The 25,727-nt window shown below is 38.5% G+C and carries 23 protein-coding genes; 16 read left to right on the forward strand and 7 right to left on the reverse strand.

The genetic code is table 11. From position 1 onward, the window contains the following. Positions 1-66: 66 nt before the first annotated feature. The 13 genes from ilvC (at position 67) to AC1Q6O_RS13640 (ending at position 15,367) form a co-directional block, all read left to right on the forward strand. On the forward strand, positions 67-1,101 hold the full coding sequence (gene ilvC, locus AC1Q6O_RS13580; protein ID WP_008180491.1) for a ketol-acid reductoisomerase: 1,035 nt from the start codon (positions 67-69) through the stop codon (positions 1,099-1,101). Then, positions 1,088-2,623, forward strand: coding sequence for a 2-isopropylmalate synthase (locus AC1Q6O_RS13585; RefSeq protein WP_492401491.1), 1,536 nt, complete (start codon positions 1,088-1,090; stop codon positions 2,621-2,623). Before ilvC ends, AC1Q6O_RS13585 begins: the two co-directional genes overlap by 14 nt. A gap of 175 nt (positions 2,624-2,798) precedes the next feature. Further along, complete coding sequence (gene leuB, locus AC1Q6O_RS13590; RefSeq protein ID WP_043990737.1) at positions 2,799-3,899, forward strand: 3-isopropylmalate dehydrogenase; 1,101 nt, start codon at positions 2,799-2,801, stop codon at positions 3,897-3,899. 17 nt (positions 3,900-3,916) lie between these two features. Next, positions 3,917-5,326, forward strand: coding sequence for a 3-isopropylmalate dehydratase large subunit (leuC, locus tag AC1Q6O_RS13595; protein ID WP_008180497.1), 1,410 nt, complete (start codon positions 3,917-3,919; stop codon positions 5,324-5,326). A 31-nt stretch (positions 5,327-5,357) separates the two neighbouring features. Further along, positions 5,358-5,948 carry a 3-isopropylmalate dehydratase small subunit gene (gene leuD / locus AC1Q6O_RS13600; protein WP_043990735.1) on the forward strand — a complete coding sequence of 197 codons (591 nt, stop codon included), beginning with the start codon at positions 5,358-5,360 and terminating at the stop codon, positions 5,946-5,948. Positions 5,949-6,143: 195 nt separating this feature from the next. Beyond that, positions 6,144-6,314 carry a hypothetical protein gene (locus AC1Q6O_RS13605; RefSeq protein WP_008180501.1) on the forward strand — a complete coding sequence of 57 codons (171 nt, stop codon included), beginning with the start codon at positions 6,144-6,146 and terminating at the stop codon, positions 6,312-6,314. A 76-nt stretch (positions 6,315-6,390) separates the two neighbouring features. Continuing rightward, positions 6,391-7,275 carry a ribokinase gene (gene rbsK / locus AC1Q6O_RS13610; RefSeq protein WP_008180503.1) on the forward strand — a complete coding sequence of 295 codons (885 nt, stop codon included), beginning with the start codon at positions 6,391-6,393 and terminating at the stop codon, positions 7,273-7,275. A 267-nt stretch (positions 7,276-7,542) separates the two neighbouring features. Further along, the gene (locus AC1Q6O_RS13615) at positions 7,543-9,393 is read left to right on the forward strand and encodes a dynamin family protein (RefSeq protein ID WP_492401494.1); all 1,851 of its coding nucleotides are present in this window, start codon (positions 7,543-7,545) and stop codon (positions 9,391-9,393) included. Positions 9,394-9,495: 102 nt separating this feature from the next. Further along, a complete protein-coding gene (locus AC1Q6O_RS13620) occupies positions 9,496-10,713 on the forward strand; it encodes an RtcB family protein (RefSeq protein ID WP_107922507.1) in 1,218 nt (405 codons plus the stop codon). 90 nt (positions 10,714-10,803) lie between these two features. Continuing rightward, entirely contained in the window at positions 10,804-11,784 is a 981-nt protein-coding gene (locus AC1Q6O_RS13625) for a LacI family DNA-binding transcriptional regulator (RefSeq protein WP_258955932.1), read from the forward strand. A gap of 95 nt (positions 11,785-11,879) precedes the next feature. Continuing rightward, positions 11,880-13,301 carry an aldehyde dehydrogenase family protein gene (locus AC1Q6O_RS13630; RefSeq protein WP_107922506.1) on the forward strand — a complete coding sequence of 474 codons (1,422 nt, stop codon included), beginning with the start codon at positions 11,880-11,882 and terminating at the stop codon, positions 13,299-13,301. A 21-nt stretch (positions 13,302-13,322) separates the two neighbouring features. Then, positions 13,323-14,168: an AhlS family quorum-quenching N-acyl homoserine lactonase gene (gene ahlS / locus AC1Q6O_RS13635; protein ID WP_346037839.1), complete on the forward strand. Its 846-nt coding sequence runs from the start codon at positions 13,323-13,325 to the stop codon at positions 14,166-14,168. Between the two features lie 17 nt (positions 14,169-14,185). Then, positions 14,186-15,367, forward strand: a complete 1,182-nt coding sequence (locus AC1Q6O_RS13640) for an iron-containing alcohol dehydrogenase (protein ID WP_008180514.1) — start codon at positions 14,186-14,188, stop codon at positions 15,365-15,367. 151 nt (positions 15,368-15,518) lie between these two features. On the opposite strand, the gene AC1Q6O_RS13645 is transcribed toward AC1Q6O_RS13640, so the two are convergent. Then, positions 15,519-16,028 carry a ferritin gene (locus AC1Q6O_RS13645; RefSeq protein WP_069481808.1) on the reverse strand — a complete coding sequence of 170 codons (510 nt, stop codon included), beginning with the start codon at positions 16,026-16,028 and terminating at the stop codon, positions 15,519-15,521. Between the two features lie 340 nt (positions 16,029-16,368). Further along, the gene (locus tag AC1Q6O_RS13650) at positions 16,369-17,130 is read right to left on the reverse strand and encodes a TerC family protein (RefSeq protein ID WP_008180519.1); all 762 of its coding nucleotides are present in this window, start codon (positions 17,128-17,130) and stop codon (positions 16,369-16,371) included. Between the two features lie 416 nt (positions 17,131-17,546). Between AC1Q6O_RS13650 and AC1Q6O_RS13655 the strand changes: the two genes are divergently transcribed. Together AC1Q6O_RS13655 and AC1Q6O_RS13660 are read left to right on the forward strand one after the other, a co-directional pair. Next, positions 17,547-19,307, forward strand: coding sequence for an ABC transporter ATP-binding protein (locus tag AC1Q6O_RS13655; protein WP_090002614.1), 1,761 nt, complete (start codon positions 17,547-17,549; stop codon positions 19,305-19,307). A gap of 175 nt (positions 19,308-19,482) precedes the next feature. Beyond that, positions 19,483-19,902 (forward strand): SRPBCC family protein, encoded by a 420-nt coding sequence (locus AC1Q6O_RS13660; RefSeq protein WP_008181801.1) that lies wholly within the window; start codon positions 19,483-19,485, stop codon positions 19,900-19,902. A 39-nt stretch (positions 19,903-19,941) separates the two neighbouring features. On the opposite strand, the gene AC1Q6O_RS13665 is transcribed toward AC1Q6O_RS13660, so the two are convergent. From AC1Q6O_RS13665 to AC1Q6O_RS13685, 5 genes are all read right to left on the reverse strand, one after another. Further along, entirely contained in the window at positions 19,942-21,429 is a 1,488-nt protein-coding gene (locus tag AC1Q6O_RS13665) for a spore germination protein (protein WP_008181802.1), read from the reverse strand. Continuing rightward, positions 21,429-22,553, reverse strand: coding sequence for an endospore germination permease (locus AC1Q6O_RS13670; RefSeq protein WP_008181803.1), 1,125 nt, complete (start codon positions 22,551-22,553; stop codon positions 21,429-21,431). Before AC1Q6O_RS13670 ends, AC1Q6O_RS13665 begins: the two co-directional genes overlap by 1 nt. A 144-nt stretch (positions 22,554-22,697) precedes the next feature. Further along, positions 22,698-23,591, reverse strand: a complete 894-nt coding sequence (gene rsiV, locus AC1Q6O_RS13675; RefSeq protein WP_008181804.1) for an anti-sigma-V factor RsiV — start codon at positions 23,589-23,591, stop codon at positions 22,698-22,700. Continuing rightward, positions 23,584-24,102, reverse strand: coding sequence for an RNA polymerase sigma factor SigV (gene sigV / locus AC1Q6O_RS13680; protein WP_025116216.1), 519 nt, complete (start codon positions 24,100-24,102; stop codon positions 23,584-23,586). Before sigV ends, rsiV begins: the two co-directional genes overlap by 8 nt. Before the next feature lie 156 nt (positions 24,103-24,258). Continuing rightward, positions 24,259-25,026, reverse strand: coding sequence for a TSUP family transporter (locus tag AC1Q6O_RS13685; RefSeq protein WP_089986340.1), 768 nt, complete (start codon positions 25,024-25,026; stop codon positions 24,259-24,261). A 202-nt stretch (positions 25,027-25,228) separates the two neighbouring features. Between AC1Q6O_RS13685 and AC1Q6O_RS13690 the strand changes: the two genes are divergently transcribed. Beyond that, positions 25,229-25,654 carry a hypothetical protein gene (locus tag AC1Q6O_RS13690; protein ID WP_043990776.1) on the forward strand — a complete coding sequence of 142 codons (426 nt, stop codon included), beginning with the start codon at positions 25,229-25,231 and terminating at the stop codon, positions 25,652-25,654. Positions 25,655-25,727 lie beyond the last annotated feature (73 nt).

Here is a 25,727-nt window from a genome sequence, read left to right on the forward strand (position 1 = left end):
GAGTACTACCAAAATGTCATGCATCTAGAGCTGTGAAAATAAACCAAATTCTAGGAGGAAACAACAATGGCTACAATGTACTATGAACAAAATATTAACGAGGAAGTATTAAAAGGAAAGAAAATCGCTATTATCGGATACGGCTCACAAGGTCATGCACATGCATTAAACCTAAAAGAATCAGGCTTTGACGTAGTAGTAGGGGTTCGCCCAGGTGGATCTTTTGATGCTGCTAAAGCAGATGGTGTTGACGTAAAAACAGTGGCTGAAGCAGCACAAGAAGCAGATGTAATCCAAATTCTACTACCAGATGAGCGACAAAAAGCTGTGTATGAAGCAGAAATTGCTCCACATTTACAAGCAGGGAAAGCGCTAATGTTTGCACACGGCTTCAATATTCACTTTGGGCAAATTACACCACCAGCAGATGTAGACGTATTTTTAGTAGCGCCAAAAGGACCAGGGCATTTAGTTCGTCGTCAATTCCAAGAAGGTGCTGGTGTACCAGGTTTATTTGCTATCCATCAAGATGCAACGGGCCAAGCAAAAGATTTAGCACTTGCTTACGGTAAAGGCATTGGTGCCGCACGTGGTGGCCTTCTTGAAACAACATTTAAAGAAGAAACAGAGACAGATTTATTTGGCGAGCAAGCAGTACTTTGTGGGGGCGCAACGCAGCTAGTAAAAGCAGGATTTGAAACGTTAGTGGAAGCAGGCTACCAACCAGAATTAGCATACTTCGAAACACTACATGAGTTAAAGCTAATTGTTGATCTAATGTTTGAAGGTGGAATGGCAACAATGCGTTACTCCGTATCAGATACAGCTGAGTGGGGAGATTATGTGGCAGGACCACGCATCATCGATGAGTCTGTAAAAGCTCGTATGAAAGACGTGTTAACGGATATCCAAGATGGTACGTTTGCTCGGCGTTGGATTCAAGAAAATGAAAATGGTCGTCCTGAATATACAAAGTTCAAAGAGGCAGGTGCGAACCATCAAATCGAAGAAGTAGGCGCAAAACTACGTGAGATGATGCCATTCATCAACGAAGGTAAAGAAAAAGTGGTAAGAGAAGTGGCGACAAGTGCGAAAAATTGATATTTTCGATACTACGCTTCGCGATGGTGAACAATCTGCTGGTATCAATTTAAATACAGCAGAGAAAATAGAAATTGCTAAACAGTTAGAGCGCCTTGGTGTGACAATTATTGAAGCAGGGTTTCCTGCTTCGTCACCCGGTGACTTTGATGCAGTCCATCGCATTGCTGAAACAGTAAAAAATTCAGTCGTAACGGGCCTTGCTCGTTGTATCCAAAAGGATATTGATACGACATGGGAAGCTATTAAAGTAGCTCAACAACCACATATTCATATTTTTCTAGCTACTTCACCCATCCATATGGAATACAAGCTGAAAAAATCACCAGAACAAGTCATCGAGCAAGCGGTTGAAGCGGTTAAATATGCGAAAAAATACTTTCCCCTTGTACAATGGTCTGCTGAGGATGCATTCCGTTCAGATCGTGAATTTTTAGTACGAATTATGAATGAAGTGGTTGCCGCTGGGGCCACAACGATTAACGTCCCTGATACAGTTGGCTATGCCTCCCCTTACGAATATGGTGCATTATTTAAGTATTTGCTGGAAAACGTAAAAGGCGCTGATAAAGTCAAATTTTCTGCCCATTGTCATAACGACCTAGGAATGGCAACAGCCAACACATTGGCGGCAATTGAAAATGGTGCTGCACAAGTGGAGGGAACAATTAATGGCATTGGAGAGCGAGCAGGCAATGTAGCGTTAGAAGAAATTGCCGTAGCCCTTCATATACGTAAGGATTTTTATCAGGTAGAGACAGGGATACAGCTGCAAGAGATTAAACGTACGTCCCAATTAGTCAGTAAATTGACAAACGTCGTGATTCAGCCAAACAAAGCGATTGTTGGGAAAAATGCATTTGCACACGAATCTGGTATTCATCAGGATGGTGTGTTAAAAAATCCAGAAACTTATGAAATTATTTCACCTGCACTGATCGGTGAAGGTGAAATACCTTTAGTTCTTGGAAAACATTCTGGTCGAGCAGCCTTCCGTGATCGAGCTGAAACAATGGGCTTTGATCTATCAGATGAAAAGTTGAATAAGGCGTTTTTGGAATTCAAAAAATTGGCGGATCGTAAAAAGGAAATTACAGAGGAAGATTTACTGACTCTTCTTACGGAACAGCAAATTCAGTTAGAGGATGTGCCACTATTTGAATTGAAAATGGTTCAAGTGCAATATGGTACAGAAAATATTCCGACGGCCACAGCCATTGTGCTAACACCAGAGGGATTAGAGAAAACAGTAGTTGCCACTGGTTCTGGGTCAGTAGAAGCCATTTTTAACACGCTAGAGCAGCTAGTACCAAGTGCTGTTCATGTGATTGATTACCGTGTGACATCAGTGGGGAAAGGCCGTGATGCACTTGGTGAAGCTGTTATAAATATTCGTTATGATCATGTATCGACGACTGGCCGCAACTCCTCTCAGGATGTTTTGGAAGCATCGGCGAAAGCTTATTTAAATGCTATTAACCGTCATTTAATAAAAGAAAGTCTTCGTGCACATCCAGTTTAATTAATCGTCCAGTTTTACAAGTAGTGAAATGTGTGAGGTACCATTCACAAGTCGGATGCAATAATCATGGCGTATAAGGTTAATCAAGAAAATTGAATACGCTCATCACTCATATATTTGGTGAGTGTCTTTACAAAATTAGCGAATGCGCTATATAAAGAAGGGTGTTTTGATGATGGAGAAAAAAATTACAGTACTTCCTGGTGACGGAATTGGGCCAGAGGTTGTTGCTTCTGCTGTGCGTGTATTACAAGTGATTGGTAAAAGATTTAATCATACTTTCCATTTAGGGTATGGAACAATCGGGGGCGCTGCCATCGACCAACACAATAATCCACTACCAGATGAAACAATTGAGATGTGTGAGAATAGTGATGCGGTTCTACTAGGAGCTGTTGGAGGGCCAAAGTGGGATCAGAATCCACCTGAATTACGCCCTGAAAAGGGATTATTGCGAATTCGCAAACACTTTGATTTATTTGCTAATCTACGTCCTGTAAAGGCGTTCCCGAGTTTACTAGATGCTTCACCATTGAAGCGTGAAGTAGCTGAAAACGTTGATTTAATGATAGTTCGTGAACTAACAGGTGGCGTATACTTCGGGGAACCACGTATGCGTACTGAAAATGGCGCAATTGATACAACTGTTTACTCGAAAGCAGAAGTAGAGCGTATCGTTGAAAATGCCTTTGAGCTAGCACGTTTACGTGGAGGCAAGTTATGCTCTGTTGACAAGGCGAATGTTCTTGAAACAAGTCGTTTATGGCGAGAAGTCGTAGAAGCAAAGAAAAAAGAATATCCAGATGTTTTGGTGGAACATAACCTAGTAGATTCTGTAGCGATGAAACTGATTACAAATCCTGGACACTATGATGTAGTAGTTACAGAAAACATGTTCGGGGATATTTTAAGTGATGAAGCATCTGTTATTACGGGTTCTTTAGGTGTATTACCGTCGGCATCTATTCGTGGAGATAATTTTGGCCTATATGAGCCAGTACACGGGTCAGCACCTGAGATTGCAGGGCAAGGAGTGGCAAATCCTGCAGCAACCATTCTTTCTGTAGCGATGATGCTTCAATACTCGTTTGGCTTAAAGGAAGAAGCAGCAGAAATTGAACGTGCCGTAAGTGCGGTATTTGATGATGGTTATTTTACAGCAGATCTTGCCCGTGATGGCAGTAGAGTTTTATCAACAAATGAATGGACAGACAAGGTTATTAATGAAATTGATACTAGTTTTGTTTCACAAAGCATTATGACAACATATATCTAAAGAAATAGGTGAAGACAATGGGTAAAAATATAATTGAAAAGATTTGGGATAAACATGTTGTTTATCAGGAAGAGGGCAAACCGGACCTGTTATATATTGATCTTCATTTAATTCATGAAGTAACTTCTCCGCAAGCTTTTGAAGGACTTCGGATGACTGGACGTCAAGTACGTCGCCCAGATTTAAGCTTTGCAACAATGGATCATAATGTTCCAACAAAAAATTTACCAACCATCCATGATCCGATTGCACGTAACCAAATTGAAACTTTAGCCAAAAATGCTGAGGAGTTTGGTGTTGAGCTTGCAGGTATGGGCCATCCTGATCAAGGAATTGTCCATGTTATTGGACCAGAGCTAGGGCTTACACAGCCTGGCAAAACGATTGTCTGTGGTGACTCACATACATCCACACATGGTGCATTTGGAGCGATTGCCTTTGGTATTGGAACTTCTGAGGTAGAGCATGTATTATCGACGCAAACATTATGGCAAAATAAGCCAAAGACAATGGAAATTCGTGTTGAAGGGGAGCTATCAGTCGGAGTAGCCGCTAAAGATATTATTTTAGCGATTATTGCAAAATTCGGAATTGGAGTCGGCACAGGATATATTGTGGAATTTACTGGAGAAGCTATCCACAAACTGTCCATGGAAGAACGGATGACGATTTGTAATATGTCGATTGAAGCTGGTGCCAAGGCAGGGCTTATTTCCCCTGATCAAACAACGGTAGACTATATTCGTGGTCGTAAATATGCCCCACAAGGTGAACAATTTGAGGAAGCAGCTAACTATTGGTTAAGCCTAGCTTCTGATGAGGATGCTACTTACGATACAGTTCGTATTATTCATGCGGAAGAAATCGAGCCTATCATTACATGGGGAACCAATCCATCGATGGGTACAGGAGTTTCTGGCCACGTCCCAACACGAGCAGATTATAAAGATGAATCCGATAAGGCAGCACTTCAAAAAGCTCTTGATTATATGGGCTTAGAGGAAGGGCAACCATTAACGTCCATTGATATCCAGCATGTCTTTATTGGCTCCTGTACAAACTCGCGTATTAGTGATTTACGTGCAGCTGCTGATGTTATTAAAGGAAGAAAGGTACATGGCGATGTTACAGCAATCGTTGTTCCAGGCTCTCATACTACGAAAAAACAAGCAGAGGCAGAAGGTTTAGATAAAATCTTTATAGACGCCGGCTTCGAATGGCGAGAGTCAGGTTGCTCCATGTGTTTAGCGATGAATGATGATGTAGTCCCAGCTGGTGAACGCTGTGCCTCCACATCCAACCGCAACTTTGAAGGGCGTCAGGGAGCTGGTTCTCGTACACATTTAGTATCTCCACCAATGGCAGCTGCAGCCGCAATTGCAGGGCATTTTGTAGATGTACGTGAATTTGTAAAGGAAACTGTGTAAAGCTTGTTTTTACACGGAAGGGATGTTGAAAATGGAACCAATTAATATCGTAAAGAGTGTTATTACACCACTGGATCGTAAAAATGTGGATACAGACCAAATTATTTCAAAAGAGTTTTTAAAGCGTATTGAGCGCACAGGCTTTGGACAGTATTTATTTTATCACTGGCGCTTTGATGCAGACGGCAATGAAATAAAAGACTTTGTATTAAATAAACCAGAATTTAAAGAGTCAAAGATTCTAGTGGCACAGGATAATTTCGGCTGTGGTTCTTCTCGAGAGCACGCACCATGGGCCATATTGGATTATGGATTTAATGTCGTCATTGCGCCTTCCTTTGCAGATATTTTCCATAATAACTGCTTTAAAAATGGGATTCTTCCTATTAAGCTAACAGAAGCAGAATGTGATGAAATTCTAGCGAAGGGCAAAGCAAATCCATATTCAGTGGAAGTGAATCTTGCAGCACAAACGGTATCAAATGATGATGGAACAGTCTATCATTTCACAATTGATCCGTACTACAAGGAAACATTGCTAAATGGTTGGGATGAGATTGCCTTAACTTTTAAATACGAAGAACATATCGCTACTTATGAAGAGAAGCGAGTAGCCTATTAATATATTATTGGAGACTGAAGACAAACTGAGAGTTGTCTTCAGTTTTTTTGCGTTAGCAAATAACCATACTAATAATTATGGATAGAATGTGAATAGAAGTAAGTTTGACAAGAATATTCTGAATATAAACATTGTGAATAAATGGTATTTTTTGATAATGTGGAAGTAGCAAGTTATTTGAAAGGAGAATAGATTATGATTACTTATTCAGTTTCCTGTATTTTTTGCAAAAAGACGTTTGAGGTTGTGGAAGGGACAAGGAAATATACCTTGTATAAAAGAAATATGAAAGGAAAATTCTCCTGCGAAGATTGTGATAGTAAAATTGAACGTGAGGCTAGAAAAGGATTATTAGGAAAACTTTAAAAAGGCTATTAAAACACCCTGTCCTTGACCTTTTTTCTCCATTAAAATAGAGCTTAGAAGAAAGGTAGGGAAATTAATGATTACAGTTATAGGAAGTTTGAATATGGATTTAGTTGTACAAATGAATGCTTTTCCAAAGCAAGGAGAAACCATTCTTGGCCATGCATTTCAAACAGTTCCAGGAGGAAAAGGGGCAAATCAGTCAGTTGCGGCTGCTCGACTTGGGAGTGACGTGGCGATGATTGGCTGTGTCGGTCAGGATAGCTTTGGTGAAACATTATGTGCAGGTTTACAGCAAGAGCAAGTAAACACAGATGCCATTGTTCATAGTGCTACAGCTCCAACAGGTATTGCTAATATACTTATTTACAATCAAGATAATCGAATTGTAGTGGTGCCTGGCGCAAACTATGAATTAGCACCTACACATATTGAGGCATCCAAAGAGTTGATACAAAAAAGCCAAATGGTGATCATTCAACTGGAAATTCCAAAAGAGACAACAGCATATGCCATTCAACTATGTAAAGAGGCGGGAGTGCCAATATTATTAAATCCTGCACCAGCGGCAAATTTTGATAAACAGTGGATGAAGGATATCGCCTATTTAACGCCAAATGAAACAGAATGTGCAGAAATTTTTAACGAGCCCATCGATCAGCTGCTAGAAAAGTATCCTAATAAGCTCATTATAACGCTAGGAAGTGATGGTGCGCGTTATTTTGATGGTATATTTCCCGTTCATATACCAGGCTATATGACGACTGCTGTGGATACAACTGGTGCAGGTGATACCTTTAACGGTGCACTAGCTTATGCCTTAGTAGAGGGTCAATCATTAGATGAGGCAGTGTACTTTGCTAATCTTGCTGCCTCATTGTCTGTTGAAAAATTTAGTGCACAGGGAGGCATGCCTACACTTGGGGAAGTTTACGCGCGTATGGCAGGCACCGGGGAATAGTATTCCAAAAAGAACAGGTAGATCTAAATAGCTATAATAAAGGTTATTTACGCTGGCGATTTTAGTAAAATTCATAAAATTGGCTATTTCTTTTAGTCTGAATTGTGAATGAAATGTGAAATGACATTACAACGGTATAAGGATGAATTCCTATTTGTCGTATAAATGCATAAGTATATTGTCCTCTTTTCGTTGATCTATATATTAGTAAAGCATTAGTATCATTTATAATGGTCTTATAGATGCATACGAAAAGAGGTTTTGAGGATGACGAACATTGACCATACGCCAATCGAATATACAACCTCAGCGAATAATATATTGCCACAATTTGTTGATCAACTTCGACAATTGTACGGTATTATTGTCCAAAATACATATGTGAAAGATACAGCTAAACATTTAAATCGTATTATTCAAGATGCTAATAACCAAACGATGATTTTAATCGTCGGTAAACAACGAGTAGGCAAAACGACACTAGTCAACGGACTCCTCGGACGTGAGGTTTTATCTGTAAATGATCAACATCCGACAGGTGTCAATACATTTATTCGATATGGCGAACAAGAAGAGATTAAAGCCTATTTTTTAGATGGCGTTGTAGCCATATTTGATCTTAGTAAATTAGAACTACTAACAACAGGTGATACATTTGCTTCGCAGATTTTACGTGAACATTTAGATTACTTGGAAGTATATTTAAAAAATGATTTATTAAAATCTGTGACAATCATTGACTCGGTTTCCTTAGAAGCTGGGGGAGGTGAAATGGCCTATTTCTCTGAAGCACTGATGAACCGTGTAGATGAGATTTTCTGGGTTTTACGTGCCGGCTCTAGGGCGATTGATGCTGAGCTTTTATTAATGGATACGTTAAAGCATAAAGGAGTGGAGCCTTTATGTGTCATCAATGGTATTGATGCTGATGAGCATGCAGACGCATTTATTACTGCTGAACAACAGCGTATTGGCCATTTGATGAGTGATTTTATAGCTATTTCCGCAACGAATGCACTGGCAGCCAAGCAAACGGGCAACCTTGAGCTTTGGCAGAAAAGTCAATATGACCATTTAATAGCTCACATACATCGTGTGGCTGAAAATAGTGAAAAAAAAACCTATGCCATTTTAATTCGCTTCTTGCAATGGCTTGAACGGTTCCGCTTCGAATTAACTGTTATTCCACGACGTGACCCATTTCAGTCTGCTGTTGAGAATATTGAAAAATACGCAGGTGATACCCAATTTGAGTTTTCTCGCTATCAGCGTGACTTAGCGATAGTTAAGGAATATGAGCAAGAATATGAGCAGGTGGCCAATACATTTACACATGTTCAAACCCTTTATCAGCTCTTACAAACTATCTCGCAGCATGATTATTTACAAGATGAGAAGGTAGAAAAATTTACTGAAATCGCTGTATATTATCAACAAATGTTACGGGAGTATCGTACTATGCACAGTGAGTATTCACGAGAATATGAACGCCTAGATGCACAGCATAAAAAGATTCATGGTAAAGGGCTTATGAAGGCTATCTTCGGTCAGCATACCCAAAATGAATTTTTCAAAGAGCGTGTGCAAAAATTAAATGAGCAGCAAGTGGTTTGTGTAGCTCAATACGACAATGTACTGCAAGCAGAAACGTCCATGTTGCAAGCAGTTCGAGACATTCAACCTTATTTAGTCAATTTAGTAAAGGAACGTATGAGTCGTATTGAACAAAAAGTGCAGGAATTAAATCAACAACGTGCGAAAGAGAAGCGACAATTAAAGCGCTATGCTGAAAAATTAAATGAATTTTCATGTTTAATTGAAGCACAGGGCTATATTAAGGAACATCTTCAACCTTTCTTAATGCAGGAACAAATGCCACTGAAAGCAAAGGACCTAGAAATGCTTGAAGAAACGGTGCAGGCTATTTTGAACATCGATCTTTCGAGGAATGGTTTATTGGCACGTAGTCAAATGAATAATAAAATGGAGAGTATTGCTATACCTTTTGAGGTGGAGGAAATGTATCCACAGCAATGCTTAACGTTACAAGAAGAAGATGTGAAATCGAATGATATTCCAGAGATACCAAATAAACTAGCCATACAATATGCAGAATAAACTTTACAAAACGTTCTAAAAGAATGAATCTTTTAGGGCGTTTTTTTATGGAATGAAACATATCATTCCATTTGTACGTATAAATGGTAAGGAGGGGTAAAAATGATTGAAATTAAAGGACGTTACACGGAGGCTAAAATTTATGCTGAAACAGCATTGCCATCAGCGATCGATCAAATTCAAGAATTGACGAATCAGGCGTTTATGTCAGGTACAAAGGTACGTATTATGCCTGATTATCATGCAGGGAAAGGCTGTGTTATTGGCACGACCATTCACCTACAGGAGCGGGTTGTGCCAAATTTGGTCGGTGTGGATGTGGGCTGTGGTGTATTTGTAGCGCAATTAGATGTAACGAAGGTAGATTATGAGAAACTCGATACTGTCATTCGAACGTATGTACCGAGCGGTCAAGAGGTTCATAAGGAACTATCGCCTGACCGACAATTTTTAGCGTTCGAAGGTAAACAGTTCAAAGCAAGTGGCTTTAAGGATGAGTATACGAATCTATCGTTAGGGACACTTGGTGGAGGCAATCATTTTATTGAATTGGCTAAAGATGAGGAAAATCAGTTCTATTTACTAATTCATACTGGTTCACGTTATGTGGGGGCAAAAGTAGCAAACTGGCATCAAAAAAGAGCCTATGACAATTTACGTCAGCAAGATTTGACTGAAAAAATAGAGGGCTTTAAACAACAAGGGCGAGAAAAGGAAATCCAAGCGATGATTCAAGCCTATAAAGAGAAACACCCTGTGGTTCCGAAAGAGTTAGCCTATCTGGAGGGCGAACATTTCCATGACTATATTCATGATATGAAAATCGCGCAGCAATTTGCGCAGATGAATCGTTGGACTATTGCTGAAACCATTGCAAAACATATGAATTGGCAGTTGATAGATACATTTGATACGATTCATAACTATATTGAGACAGAGACAATGACGCTACGTAAGGGAGCCGTCCGTGCCAATAAAGGAGAGAAGCTTGTCATTCCTATGAATATGCGCGATGGATCACTTATTTGTATAGGGAAAGGCAATGCTGATTGGAATAATTCAGCCCCACATGGTGCAGGACGTATGTACTCACGCCGTGCCGCTAAAAAAGCGTTGAATATGGAAGATTTTAAAGAGACGATGGAGGGAATCTGGACAACATCAGTCAATGAAGAAACATTAGACGAGGCACCAATGGCCTATAAGCCTATGGCAGAAATTACATCTGCTATTGGAGAAACAGTGGATATTATTAAGATGATTAAGCCTGTCTACAATTTCAAAGCGAGTGAAGCGGTAAAGCCTTATGAGAGAAAGTGACCCCCTAACTCCCTATCATCAATAGGTATGTATGGTATAATATAGCTTTACAACAATGAAATGGGTGGTTTTTTGGTTTCTTCAAAAGATGTGGCAAAGCATGCTGGTGTATCTCAAACAACCGTGTCAAGAGTGTTGAATACACCAGAGCTAGTAAAGCCAAAAACAGTTGAAAAAGTGATGAAAGCGATTGAGGACTTAAACTATATTCCAAATGATATAGCTAGATCGCTTGTTCAGAAAAAGACAGGCATTATAACATTAATATCAGGTCCTTTACACAATCCTTTTTTTGTTGATACGACGACCGCTATCGTTAATTATGTCAACGCCCGTGGCTATAAAGTTAATGTTTATTTTGGTACAGAAGATAATTTACACTCGATTTACAATGCAGTTTTAGAAACGAAGGCAGATGCCATTATATTATCTTCGATGCTCTATCAAGATGATTTATTTTTTACATTAGAAAAACTAGGAATTCCATTTATTATGTTTAATCGTAAGCATCAAGAAAATAGACATTTTGTAGAAATAGATAATGTGCAAGCAGGATATCTAGCAGCTAATCATATTTTATCATTAGGGCATCAATCACTGTGCTGGATTGGTGGTCCACATCAAATGAGTACTTTTTTTGGTCGCTACCATGGGTTTGAAAAGGCACTAAAGGATCATGAAATAGAAGCTAAATCTGTACCTACATTTTTTACCAATACTAATAAGGAAGATATCGAAAAGGCTTTTGAGGAACTATTAAAACTGGACAGAAGACCTACAGCAATTTGTGCAGCAACAGATGCCATCGCTATAGAAATTTTGAACCTTTGTTTAGAAAGAGGCTTTCAGGTTCCTAGGGATTTCAATGTGATCGGCATTGATAATGTGGAGCTTAGTAAACATCATTCCATTGCTTTGACAACAGTAGGGATTACATCAGAAGAAAACTTAGGATTTTTAGCGATTGAAAAATTATTTGAGGTTATGGAGAAAAAAAATACTTGCATCCAGCAAACAGAGTCTGTTAAACTTTTCCCAAGAAATACAACGTGTAAAAATGAACTGATTTAACGTCAGTTTATTTTTTGCACCGAAATGGTTACGTATTCATTTCTTTATTTTCAGAAATGAATACGTAACCATAAATGAAAGGAGTGAGATAAGTCTTGAAAAGGGGCTTATGGATTCATGGAGAATGGAAGATGACTGCAGAGTATATGGAGGTTCAAGCCCCGCATTCACAAGAGGTGATTGCCCATTTTGCAATGGCCACTGAACAAGATATACATGAGGCCATTGCAAGTGCACAAATAGCTGCGAAGAGCATGGCTGCGTTAACGGCTTTTCAACGAGCAGAAATTTTGGAGCATTTATCGACACTCTTTTTGGAAAATCGAGAAGAGGCAGCTAGTATTATTTCACTAGAATCAGCAAAACCGCTCAAGTATGCCTATGCTGAAATTGATCGCACCATTGAAACCTATAAATTTGCCGCAGAGGAGGCTAAACGATTATCTGGCGAAATGATTCCGATGGACGCTTCTAAAAATGGGGAAGGGCGTTTTGCCTATACCATTCGAGAGCCAATCGGCGTAATTGCAGCAATTACACCGTTTAATTTCCCACAAAATTTAGTTGCGCATAAAGTAGGTCCTGCTTTAGCGGCAGGTAATACGATTGTGTTAAAGCCAGCTACTCAAACGGCTCTATCCGCTCATTTTCTAGCAAAACTATTGGCACAAACCAATTTACCGGCGGGAGCTTTTAATCTAGTGACTGGGCAGGGGAAATTAGTAGGAGATGTATTTTTAGCACATCCTCATGTGAAAATGATAACGTTTACGGGAAGTCCTGCTGTAGGGATTTCGCTACGAAATCGTGCAGGTTTAAAAAAGGTAACGTTAGAATTAGGGTCGAATGCAGGAGTGATTGTTGACGAAGGCGTTCAACTTGATCAGATTATGGACCGAATAATTATGGGGGCATTTTCAAATCAAGGTCAGGTATGCATTTCATTGCAGCGAATATATGTAATGGAAAGTATCGTAAATGAGTTTTTAGACAAGCTCAGCGCTAAAGTGGCACAGCTAGTCATTGGTGATCCTCTTGATGAAACAACGGATATAGCCATGATGATTTCAGCAGCAGAACAAGAACGAGCCCATGAGTGGATTGAAGAAGCAGTTGCTGAAGGGGCTAAAATCATTGCTGGTGGTTATATTGACAATCAGGTTTTATTGCCAACTGTTTTATCGAACGTATCTTCACAAAGTAAGGTATCCTGTGAAGAAATTTTTGCGCCAGTTGTTATCGTGAATTCAGTATCTACTATAGAGAAGGCAATAGAAGCTATTAACGATTCTCATTATGGACTACAGGCAGGTATTTTTACACCATCAATTGAGACGGCTTTTAAAGCTTCCAAAGCATTACAGGTAGGGGGCGTCCTTATTAATGATGTGCCAACTTATCGTGTAGATCATATGCCATATGGTGGCGTGAAGGAAAGTGGTACAGGCCGTGAAGGCATTAAATATGCAATGGAAGAAATGACAGAAATGAAGCTCATTATTTGGAATAACCAATAATCACGAATGGAGATGGGAAACATGAAAATGATCAAACAACACCCAAAATTGTATGTAATGGACAACGGTACGATGCGAATGGATAAGAATTATATGATTGCCATGCACAATCCAGCAACAATCGATCATCCAAATCAACCAAATGAATTTGTAGAATTCCCCGTTTATACAGTACTTATTGATCATCCAGAGGGCAAAATTTTATTTGATACGGCGTGTAATCCAAACGCTATGGGACCCGATGGACGTTGGGGAGAATTTACACAAAAAGCGTTCCCTATTAATATGCCAGAAGAATGCTATTTACATCATCGATTAGAAGAATTAAATGTTCGTCCTGAGGATATCAAATATGTTGTAGCATCCCACTTGCATCTCGACCATGCAGGCTGCTTAGAATTATTTACGAATGCGACGATCATTGTACAAGAAGATGAGTTTAATGGCACATTACAAACGTATGCAAGAAATGTTAAAGACGGTGCCTACATTTGGGGCGACATTGATATGTGGATTAAAAATAATTTACAATGGCGCCTTATTAAACGTGGTGAAGATCATGTGAAGCTTGCAGAAGGCATTCAAGTATTAAACTTTGGTAGTGGCCATGCGTGGGGTATGCTCGGTCTGCACATTAATATGCCAGACACAGGTGGAATTATTTTAGCGTCAGATGCCATCTATACGGCGGAAAGCTTTGGCCCACCTGTTAAGCCACCGGGCATTATTTATGATTCGGTTGGCTATAATTCTACAGTTGAACGCATTCGCCGACTTGCCAATGAAACGAATTCTCAGGTTTGGTTTGGTCATGACCCTGTCCAATTTAAATCATTTAGAAAATCGACAGAAGGATATTATGAATAGATAGGAGTAGAGAAGCCATGCATAAATTAACCTTTACGCCTGTAAGCTATACAGGTTGGGGATGTTTAAATCAGCTTCTGCCTGAAGTAGAAAGATTTAAAGCTACAAATATTTTAATTGTCACAGACCCATTTTTAAAGGAATTAGGGCTAGCAGATAAAGTCCAGCAGCCCTTGCGTTCAAAAGGATATGCAACGACCATTTATACAGATATTGCCCCAGAGCCCCCACTTGCTATTGGAGAAAAGCTAGTTGATTTTACTAGAAAACATCAATTTGATTTGGTCATCGGTTTAGGTGGAGGAAGTGCTCTTGATTTAGCTAAGCTTGCTGCTGTTTTAGCCGTACATGATGGGAAAGTAGCGGATTATTTAAATTTAACAGGCACAAAAGCACTTGAACAAAAAGGATTACCTAAAATTTTAATACCAACTACATCTGGAACAGGCTCAGAAGTGACAAATATCTCAGTCCTGTCCCTCGACACAACAAAAGACGTTGTGACACACGACTACTTATTGGCGGACAGTGCGATTGTAGACCCAGAGCTAACGATTTCATTACCACCAAAGGTAACAGCTGCAACGGGGGTTGATGCTTTAACACATGCCATTGAGGCATATGTTTCAGTCAATGCCAATGAAGTAACGGATGCACTTGCACTACAAGCTATTCGCCTAATTAGTGGCTCTATTCGTACGGCTGTGCTGGAAGGGGAGAATAAGCAGGCACGTTCAGATATGAGCTATGGTAGTTATTTAGCTGGTTTGGCATTTTTCAATGCAGGAGTAGCCGGTGTTCATGCTTTAGCTTATCCTTTAGGAGGTCAATTTCATATAGCCCATGGCGATTCCAATGCCGTACTATTACCATATGTCATGGGGTATATTCGTCAAAGCTGTGAAAAACGAATGAAAGATATTTTAGATGCCATGGGTTTATCATCTGCCTACTTATCGCAAGAAGAGGCTTCCTATAAATGTGTGGATGCATTACAACAGCTCGTTCAAGATGTAAAAATTCCTTCCACGTTAAAGGGATTTAATATACCAGAAGAAGCCCTAGGACAATTAACTGACGATGCAACAAAGCAAACAAGAATTTTAGCTCGAAGTCCGATGCCATTAGAACGAGAAGATATTTATGCTATTTATCGGGCTGCATTCGATGGAGAAGTCCGAGAGCCAGCTGAATCATAAAGAAGAAAAGAGAAACGTTGATTGTTGACGTTTTTCTTATAAAAAATAGCTATAGTTTTATAGTATATTTAAAGCCTAAAAATCAGGCTACGAAGCTTCTTTGATGAAACTTCGTAGCCTTTGTCATGGGTTAGCTAATTTAGTAAGTATGTTATGCTTCTGCATCAGGCGTAAATGTACGCGTAGCTAATTCTGCATCTAGCATAAAGATAGCGTTGGAGTCGTTTTCGATACGTTCGATTTTACGAATTAATGTATCAAATGTAGATTCTTCCTCTACTTGCTCATCGATGAACCATTTTAAAAAGGCCATTGTCGCATGCTCACGTTCATCTAAAGCGATATCTGATAAATTATATATACGGCGCGTCACTTCTTTTTCATGAGAAAGAGCTGTTTTAAAGGCATCTAAAATCGATTCAAAATGATTGCCTGGGCTTTCAAAGCCTTGAATTGTTGCACGGTAGCCCATATCACTTAAGAAGTTGTAAAATTTCATCGCATGGAAGCGTTCTTCTTCGGCTTGTACTAAAAAGAAGTTAGCGAAACCATCGTAATCCTGGTCTGTGCAATAAGCCGCCATTGCCATGTAAGCATGAGCCGAGTAAAATTCAAAATTCATTTGTTCGTTAAGTGCTGTGTGTAGTTTTTCAGATAACATAAAAGTTTTCCTCCTTTTGCAGTAAATGCCTTCTTCACTAGTATACAATGTTAGAGGTTCTTCATACAAAAATTTTAAATTTCATGGAAATATGTGCAAAACTTAATTGATATTTGTTCTCAATTAGAAAATTTACACTTCTTTATTTTTCGATACAACGGCAGGAAAGGCTATTGTGTCGTTTGTAAAGTCAAGTATTAGTCGGGGGAATTGGATAGGGCGACCTAGCGAGGTTACAATGACATGAAAATTTATTTAGCATGGCGCTGTTAATAAAATAAAATGTTACATATAAAATAGAAAATCGCCTCGACATAGGTCGTGGCGATTTTTTTAATCATTATTGTGCTTGAGTTTTTTGGTTTTTGACCCCAATTAAGTAACCACCTAGGGCAATTGCTACTAGGACAATCCAGAAAATAGCTTTCCAAATTGTAGAATGTGGGAACTCATGTGGAATAATGCCTAATTTTTCATGTGCTAATGTTAACACAGCTAATTTCACACCAACCCAACCAACGATTAGGAAGGCAGCCGTTTCTAGTGAAGGGAATTTATCAAGAACTTTCACGAACCAACGAGCCGCGAATCGCATCATGATAACCCCGATAAGACCACCTAAGAACATAACGGCGAACTGTCCTGCATTAATACCACCAATATCAAAATCACCGATATGTGGTAATGTTACAGCAATAGCAACCGCAGCTAGAATAGAATCTACCGCGAACGCGATATCAGCAAGTTCTACTTTTACAACCGTCATCCAGAAGCCGGATTGCTTTTTCGGCTCTTGGATCTCATCGGAGCTTTGCGATGCTTTCCGTGAATCATAAATATGCTTAATAGACATAAACAATAGATAAGCTGCACCTATTGCTTGAATTTGCCAGAAATTAACGAGTGTTGTAATAAGGAATAATGCGGCGAAGCGGAAAACAAATGCCCCCACTAATCCATATAACAAAGCTTTTTGTTGTTGTGCTTTTGGTAAATGCTTAACCATAACTGCCATTACCACTGCGTTGTCAGCTGCCAACAATCCTTCTAATACAATTAATACGACGAGTACCCATGCGTATTCTAAAATAATTGCCTCCAAATTTGTTTCCTCCTTTAATTATTGAACAGAAATGAATGGTTGCTTCTAACATATTCTTCCCAATTTTAAGCAAAAGAAAAAGACCCCTGCCTAAAAAATAGGCAAAGGTCTTGCTAAGCAATTTACTGTTCGTTGCACAGAAATTATTCTGTGAGACAATTTATGCCATCACACCCGATGGTACGAAACCATGTAATGACGAATGTGAATCAGATGCTTCGATCGCATCCGCTAGCTACTCCCCTTTGACAATAAAGTCAAAAGCTATTCAATTCTTACACCAATCATAGCATGCGAAAAACTGAAAGTAAATAAAAATATACTGCTATGGAGAAAAAATACTTTTCCGTTACGTTTGCACAAATGGTACTATTAAAAGATAGGCGAAATTTTTACAACTTAGAAAGGAGACAAACATGTATAGAAAATTTTTTTCCTATTATAAGCCGCATAAACGATTGTTTGTCATCGATTTTTCAAGTGCAATCATTGTAGCCATTTTAGAGCTCGCCTTTCCATTAGCCGTTCAGTGGTTTATTGATGAGCTATTACCAACAGGCGATTGGGGAATGATTGTAAAAATAAGTGTATTATTGCTGCTAGTGTACGCAATAAGTACGTTTTTAAACTTTATCGTGAACTATTTAGGGCATAAATTGGGGATTAATATTGAGACAGATATGCGTCAGGAATTATTTACGCATGTACAAAGGCAATCATTCCGATTCTTTGATAATACGAAAACAGGTCATATCATGAGCCGTATTACCAATGATTTATTTGATATTGGGGAATTTGCCCATCATGGACCTGAGGATTTATTCATTGCCATTATGACCTTTGTTGGGGCCTTTGCTATTATGTTTAATGTGAACCCAACACTCGCTTTAATTGCAGCGATCATGGTGCCATTTTTAACATGGCTTGTGACATTTAGTAATATAAAAATGAATAATGCTTGGAAAACGATGTATGGCAAAATTGCTGATGTTAACGGACGTGTAGAGGATAGTGTGTCCGGAGTCCGTGTTGTGAAATCCTTTACAAATGAAGATTTTGAAATCAAACGCTTTAAGGAGCAGAATGGATTTTTCCGTACGGCTAAATTATATGCCTATAAAATAATGGCAGGAACCCACTCGAGTATTTACATGATGACACGCCTCCTTACATTAATGGTGTTAGTAGTCGGCGCTTGGCTAAGCTTTAATGGAAAATTATCTTACGGGGAGCTAGTGAGCTTTGTTTTATATACAAATGTACTCATTAAACCAATTGATAAGATTAGTGCTTTATTAGAGCTTTATCCGAAGGGGATGGCTGGTTTTAAGAGATTCCGTGAATTAATTGAGCAGGAACCAGAAATTCAAGATCATGAGAATGCGAAGGTCATTAACCATTTAGATGGTAATATTTCCTTCAATAATGTTCACTTTAATTACGATACTTCGAAACAGGTTTTAAAAGATATTTCATTCGATGTAAAGGCTGGACAAACTATTGCTTTTGTTGGCCCTTCAGGTGCCGGTAAAACGACCATTTGTTCGTTAATTCCTCGCTTCTATGAGGTTTCAAAAGGTGCTATTTCGATTGACGGTATCGATATTCGCAATATGACCCAGGCTTCCTTACGATCTCAAATTGGTATCGTACAGCAGGATGTCTTCTTATTTACAGGGACAATTCGTGAAAACATTGCCTATGGAAAGCTAAACGCCAGTGAAGAAGAAATTCGTGAAGCAGCGAAAAAGGCCCATTTAGAGGCATTCATCGCTGAGCTACCTGATGGTTATGATACGCAAATTGGGGAACGAGGCTTGAAATTATCCGGTGGACAAAAACAACGATTAGCCATTGCGCGTATGTTCTTGAAAAACCCACCAATTTTAATTTTAGATGAAGCGACCTCTGCATTAGATACCGAAACAGAGATGATTATTCAGCAATCTTTATCAGAGCTAGCTGAAAACCGTACTACGTTAGTTATTGCCCATCGCCTGGCAACTATTAGAAACGCAGATCGGGTAATGGTCGTGACGCCAAAAGGTATTGAGGAAGATGGTACTTATGATGAGTTAGTGGCTCACAATGGTATCTTTGCGAAGCTCCATCACATTCAATTCCGTAAGGGACAAAACGAACAAAGCATACAAAATGATTATGTAGAGCTGACGTAACCGTATGTCGGCCCGATTATTAAAAGGCAGAAATGTGTGAGAGCATTTCTGTCTTTTCCTATTTTTATATATTTATCGCAAAGGATAAGGACTAATAGGACAAGGAATTTTAGAAGAGGGGAGGAATTATTAGTAGTGAATAGACAATGACAGATTAATAGATGGAGGTTAAGACATGGACAGCCACAAAAGTATTGGACTAACCAAAACAGTTGGTTATCAAGTAGGGGTTAGAAAAACGTTTCCAATCTCGCAACAGCAAGCATGGTCACTTATTACAGCGGAGGAAGGTTTGAATGCATGGTTAGGAGGAGGGGGAAATATAATCCTTAAACCTGGTCATCAGTATCGTACAACGGTGGGAACCGGAGAAATTCGGATCGTCAAACCACTTTTGCAACTCCGTCTTACTTGGAAAAAAGAGGAGTGGCAACGACCTTCTACCATACAAATTCGAATCCTATCCAAAGAAAATAATAAAACGACCATTAGTTTTCATCAGGAACATCTTGCTAATCAGCAAATAAGAGAAGAAATGAAGCGATATTGGGAATCGAGGTTAGCATCTATCGAAGAGAGCATACAAAAGATGTAGCCAAAAATAACTAGCATCTCCTCAATATGTGAGGGGATGCTAGTTATTTTCTTGGTCTTTTTTGTCTACGCTATGAGCATCAGCTGAACGGGTTGCATCCTGAGGAGCAAGTGCTTTATTGCGCTCCGTGTAACCTTTTGGTGATAGACGAAAAATAGATTTTTTGATGGTAGACCAGTTTAAATCTGTTGCAAGGTTCATGTAAGAGTAGCCGTAAATACGGATATTGCATAAGTAAAGAAGTGTCAAATATAAAGAAACAAAGAAGCCAAATAATCCGAAAAAGGCACTAGCTAGGATAAAGGCAACACGTAATATGCTGACGGATGTCACTAGGGATTGATTGACCAAGGTAAATGAAGCGATGGTAGAGATGGCGATAACAACAATCATTTCAGGACTTGTTACACCTGCTCGAATTGCAGCATCTCCAATAATGATTCCACCTACAACACTGATGGTTCCCCCAATTACTGAAGGAAGCCGTAACCCTGCTTCACGGAACAATTCAAACATCAAAAGCATTAGTAGCATTTCAAGTGAAGAAGGGAGGGGTAATCCAGCTTTGGCCTGTACAACGGTTGCCAGTAACTGTAATGGCAATTGATTTTGATGGTAGGTTGTTAAGGCAAGCCAAAAGGCAGGCAGTAGTAATCCTATAAGAATACCGAGTATCCGTAGTACTCGTTCTACAGAACTAAAAATGACCGGATATTCATTATCTTCCGCAGATTTCAATAATAAGAAGAGATTCACAGGCGTGATAATACAATAAGCGACACCATCTACGAAAATAACAAAGCGGCCCCTTGCTAATGCTTGAACGGCATAATCGGGTCGCCCTGTATAATCGAACTTTGGAAATAATTTAGAATTTTTATTCACGCGTTCCATCAATAAATCGCCACTAAAAACGATATCTGTATCGACCGCAGCTAGCTGTTTCTTAATACCATGTAGAATGTCCATATCCACAATATCTTCAAAGTACAGAATCGCCACTGTTGTTTTTGAGCGTTTTCCGAGCTCCACCTTTTCGACGCAAAATGAATTGGTCGGTAATCGTTTGCGAATTAAAGCGATATTGACGCGGATATCTTCAATAAAGTTATCCCTTGGCCCTTTAATAAGAACCTCCATACGCGTTTCTTCCGGCTTACGATTAGGTTTTTTAGCGATATTGCTTGCATATAACAGATGATCTTGCTCAAAATACATCAACAGGAAGCCACTATAAACGGATGAAATAAGCTGTTCCTTATCTTGGATTTTTTGAAGGCTTGGAACATGGAGATGCCTCGCTATATTTTCCTCAAAAGAAACGTCATCCAAATGATCATACAAATACTGGGTCCGCTGAATAATGACACCATTCAGCATTTGCTGATCAATCATGGCATCACATGTGATAAATTGTACCTTTTGTTCATTAAAGCTATATTCCTGAAATTGTATATCTGCAGATTTTTGAAATAGTTTTTTTATTGTATTTAAATCTATCTCTAACTCATGCTCCTGTTGAGACATTATGATTCACCACTTTTCATGTCTTGTTTTTCAGTTTTCCCCTTTTTAGAAGAATTATCCGATAAGTAAGCAACGACAATGAAAAAAATTGATAAAGCAAAAAAGAAAATAAACGTAGCACTTAAAATATAATGTCCCTTTACTTTTAAAAATAAGCTTTCATTTAACATAATTAACGGTAAACAAATGATGAAGAAGGGTGGAGCGAGCATTTGCCAAATACGCTTTGGATCGCCAGTCATTTTTAATAAGTCTGCCACAATATATAAGAGGAAACTTACACGAATGAAAGTCCCTGTTAACCATTGGTAAATAGAGAAGAAGTCTAAATGCTCAATATAGCGTCCGATGGTCACTAATCCCCATTCTTCATAAGCAGGATAACGTTGTTTCGATGCTTCACTTGGTCCGAATTCAGTAATGGCTCCAATTAATGGACCTAATGTAAGGCCAATTAAGATAGCCAGTATAATAGTGAAATGGTACCAACGAAGACGTTCTTTAAATTGGTGCTGCAAAAATAATAGTAATAATAGCTCTATAAATCCTGAAGCAGGAAAAATCATACCATGTATGATAGGCTGAAAACCATGTTCAAAAAAGGGGCGCAATAAACTATAATCTTTTACTTGTATATTGGTAAAGGCGACAAAAAAACCAAGGATTACAACTCCAAATAATACAAAGACATTGACAATAACAATTGTTTGTAAGCTAGTTGTCACAAGTAAAATGCAAAGAATAGTATAAACAAACAATAATATAAGGACAGGTGTTTGAGGTAAAAATGTGCTATTTACCCATTGTAATGTTTCCACCATTGTAAATGCTGCGATAATCAATAGAAAAATGGCGACAATATAGATGATGGTAGTAGAAGCGACTTTTCCTATTTTTTCGCTGAGCCAGTCTCGAATGGGTTCCTGTTTAGATTTTTTTTGGATGTAAACTAATAAAAATAACCAAAAGAAAATAACACCCCCAGCAAATAGTACAGATAGCCAGCCATCTCTTTTGGCGGCATCTAGCAGTGGAGGAATAATAGTTACATGATTTTTTAAGCCAATAACGGTCATTGATAGGAAGATTACATGTAAAATACTGATGGATCCTACACTTTTCATGATGAAAACCCTCTAACATTGATTGATACATATTAGCTTAGACAAAAAACAGTAGCTTTATAAGCAGAAAATGGGTTCTTCTCCATGAAAAAAACGAGGTATTTGATGATGTAATCGTCAAATACCTCGTTAAGTCCTATATAATTAATGGATGTATTTTGCGCTCACAAGATCATCCTTTAAGATGTCTGTTGGGATTTCAAATTCCACAACGCCCATAAAGCCTGGTGCCACTTCATATTTATCAAAGGAAATCACAAGCTTACCTTTATCTGAAATGTAGAACTGCTGATCAGGTTGAATGGCTGTAAATTCCTCCATCAAATCTTCATCGGCCATGCCAGCACCCTTCACCCAATAAACTTTATCCTGATTGGATTCAGCGATTTGCGTACGCATTTGTTCCTTAATATTTTCACTAATAGCTTCAATATAATTTTTATCTTTAAAAAGCATAGGTAAAGTAATTAAAATTTCGTTTTCTTTGTCAATCGTATCGTATTCCATCACAGTGGAAGAAGAGCCGACAGTATTTACCACATAACGACCAATCGATAAAATTTGGTCATTATCAGTTTTAATTTCAAAGCCACTATCAACGCCTAAATGACCACCACTACCACTGGCTTTTAAATCACCCACTTCAGTGATAAATTCATCGTAAAGAGCTTTCCCTTCTGCACGATATTTTTCATTTAATGTATTGGCAAGATCTTGATTGTCTAAATTTTCAATAGCAGGTACTTTAATATTGGCATCAAAATTATCTTCTGCCACCTCATATTCTGTCCAAGTTAATACTTTGACAACACTTCCTACAACAGGTATGTCTGAAAGTGTTCGAGCCATTGCTGGACTCACATTTAAACTAGCAGTAAATAGCATAGCTGCAGCTGCCGAGCCAAGCAACCATTGAGGAGTACGGTTTTTTTTCTTTTTTCGACCTTGCTTTAATGCTCGTTCTACCACCAAATCTAATTCCTTAGGAATGGAAACATCTGTATATTGTTTTTCTAAATTTTTTAATTTTTTATCCATGTGCAGTTTCTCCCTTCACATCTTCCAATTGTATTTTCAATAGTTTTAATGCTTTATAAAGACGCGATTTGGCTGTACTTAACTTAATATCGAGGATGTTCGCAACGTCTGCGAGCTTTAAATCCTCGAAATAATGGAGAATCACAACCTCTCGATACATTTGCGGTAGCTCATCTAACGCATGCTCTAAATCGACGTTTTCATAGACATCCTCTTGAGCGGGGGTTAAATATTGCAAAGTATCATCATCAGTTACTTGTAAGCGTTTATGCTTTCGTAAAAAATCAATGGCTGTACGAACGACTATTTTATAAAACCAGCTTTTCATATAATCAACATTTTCAAGTCGATCTAATGACAGCATGGCTTTTTGAACACTGTCCTGTACAACATCTAGTGCGTCCTGTTCATTTTTTGTATAGCTATACGCGAGCAAATAAAAACGCTCTTTTTGTTCACGAATGAATTGGACAAACACCTCTTCATGTTGAAATGCATTTCTTGTTTTCATGTCCAAAGAAGCTCCTTTTTTAACATTGTCAAATTGTATACATGTACTAGACGTACGAAATGAGGGAAAAAGTTGAAAGCCATTAAAAAAACTTACCCCAATATGAGATAAGTTTTAGCCTTCTATATTGTTGGCATACGTCAGCATAACAGATGATTATGAGAAATAGTCATATGTATTTTTCAAGAGTAATAGAATGGTCACAACGATAAATAACTTACGTACATAACCGCTGCCACGTTTAATCGCAAATTTGGAGCCCACAATGGCCCCAGCAATTTGCGCAAGCCCCATTGGTAAACCATAGGCATAATTAATTTGCCCTAAGTATATAAACATAAGAAGGGCTGCAACATTACTACCGAAATTTAAAAATTTCGCATTACCTGCAGATTGTAAAAAATCAAAACCGACCATGAGAAAGGCAAATAATAAAAATGAACCTGTACCAGGACCTAAAAAACCATCATAAAAACCAATGCCAGTAATTACTACTACAAAAAATAAATAACGTTTTGGTGTTAACTTTTTAAAGGTAGTGATGCTTCCCCAATCCTTTTTAAAGATCGTATAGATAGCTACGGCAGCCAGCATAAACAGCATGAGCGGCTTCAGGACACTAGGATCCATTAAATGGACAACCCAAGCTCCAAGCATTGATCCGAAAAAGACAAATGGAAATAGCTTATAGACCGCTTTAATATCAAGCTTGCCAGAGCGATAAAATGTCAAAGTACTTGTAAGTGATCCCATTGTACCTGCTAATTTATTGGTTGCCACAGCGCTAGAAGGTGGGAGACCTACAAACATAAGGGCTGGTAAAGAAATAAGTCCACCGCCGCCAACAACTGAATCAATGAATGCGGCTAAAAAACCAAAAACGATAAGAATGACTAAAATATTTAAATCTAAATCAAATGGCACAACAGGTCATCTCTTTTCTATCATAATAATCTGATAGTAGCGAACTGAGGTTGGGCTGTAAATACTCTTTCTATAATTTTGCGGAGCTTGTATAATGAGTTTTCGTAAAATTTCTACAATAATCAAATATTTTCTACTTGGAGTTAGAAATTTGATGTATTATGTAAATGGTGGTGTTTTTACGTAAAGGGGACGTGATGACATGAGTTTAGCAAATCATATACGTGTATTTCTCTGTGTCGTGTTTATGGGGATGCTTGTTGGATATGTCTTTAATGCTAAAAAAGATATAACAGATCATGAGTATATTGATATTGTCAAAGAAGGTTATTTGGAAAATTTTTCTGATGTCACGGTTCGTAATGCATTTAACTATGCATTCTTTGAACCATATTGGCGATATTATCAAGCGAAAACAGGGGAGCAAGTTGTAGAATTATCAGGTGATATTACGTTTCAAGATGAAAAAGGACATGCTATTTTACAATTCGTCGTTGACGAACAAACAACGCAATTTTCCCTTCGTGCGATGAAATTTAATGAAAAAGTTCTAAATGCTGAACAAAAACAGAAACTCGTCGGCATGGTCTATCAAACATGGGAAATGAAACAACTAGCTTATGAGTAAGGTTTTTTGCTTTGTAAATAAGCAGAACTATATTACAGTTAAAAGGGGGAGCTTACAGACAGAGAGGATGTTT

The organism is Lysinibacillus sp. GW823-FHT06C08, assembly GCF_058795135.1.

Excerpts from the sequence above, each read along its gene's own strand:
- ilvC (WP_008180491.1), top strand. The coding sequence starts at position 67 with ATGGCTACAATGTACTATGAACAAAATATTAACGAGGAAGTATTAAAA.
- leuB (WP_043990737.1), top strand. The coding sequence starts at position 2,799 with ATGGAGAAAAAAATTACAGTACTTCCTGGTGACGGAATTGGGCCAGAG.
- leuC (WP_008180497.1), top strand. The coding sequence starts at position 3,917 with ATGGGTAAAAATATAATTGAAAAGATTTGGGATAAACATGTTGTTTAT.
- leuD (WP_043990735.1), top strand. The coding sequence starts at position 5,358 with ATGGAACCAATTAATATCGTAAAGAGTGTTATTACACCACTGGATCGT.
- AC1Q6O_RS13605 (WP_008180501.1), top strand. The coding sequence starts at position 6,144 with ATGATTACTTATTCAGTTTCCTGTATTTTTTGCAAAAAGACGTTTGAG.
- rbsK (WP_008180503.1), top strand. The coding sequence starts at position 6,391 with ATGATTACAGTTATAGGAAGTTTGAATATGGATTTAGTTGTACAAATG.
- AC1Q6O_RS13615 (WP_492401494.1), top strand. The coding sequence starts at position 7,543 with ATGACGAACATTGACCATACGCCAATCGAATATACAACCTCAGCGAAT.
- AC1Q6O_RS13620 (WP_107922507.1), top strand. The coding sequence starts at position 9,496 with ATGATTGAAATTAAAGGACGTTACACGGAGGCTAAAATTTATGCTGAA.
- ahlS (WP_346037839.1), top strand. The coding sequence starts at position 13,323 with ATGAAAATGATCAAACAACACCCAAAATTGTATGTAATGGACAACGGT.
- AC1Q6O_RS13640 (WP_008180514.1), top strand. The coding sequence starts at position 14,186 with ATGCATAAATTAACCTTTACGCCTGTAAGCTATACAGGTTGGGGATGT.
- AC1Q6O_RS13645 (WP_069481808.1), bottom strand. The coding sequence starts at position 16,028 with ATGTTATCTGAAAAACTACACACAGCACTTAACGAACAAATGAATTTT.
- AC1Q6O_RS13655 (WP_090002614.1), top strand. The coding sequence starts at position 17,547 with ATGTATAGAAAATTTTTTTCCTATTATAAGCCGCATAAACGATTGTTT.
- AC1Q6O_RS13660 (WP_008181801.1), top strand. The coding sequence starts at position 19,483 with ATGGACAGCCACAAAAGTATTGGACTAACCAAAACAGTTGGTTATCAA.
- AC1Q6O_RS13665 (WP_008181802.1), bottom strand. The coding sequence starts at position 21,429 with ATGTCTCAACAGGAGCATGAGTTAGAGATAGATTTAAATACAATAAAA.
- AC1Q6O_RS13670 (WP_008181803.1), bottom strand. The coding sequence starts at position 22,553 with ATGAAAAGTGTAGGATCCATCAGTATTTTACATGTAATCTTCCTATCA.
- rsiV (WP_008181804.1), bottom strand. The coding sequence starts at position 23,591 with ATGGATAAAAAATTAAAAAATTTAGAAAAACAATATACAGATGTTTCC.
- sigV (WP_025116216.1), bottom strand. The coding sequence starts at position 24,102 with ATGAAAACAAGAAATGCATTTCAACATGAAGAGGTGTTTGTCCAATTC.
- AC1Q6O_RS13690 (WP_043990776.1), top strand. The coding sequence starts at position 25,229 with ATGAGTTTAGCAAATCATATACGTGTATTTCTCTGTGTCGTGTTTATG.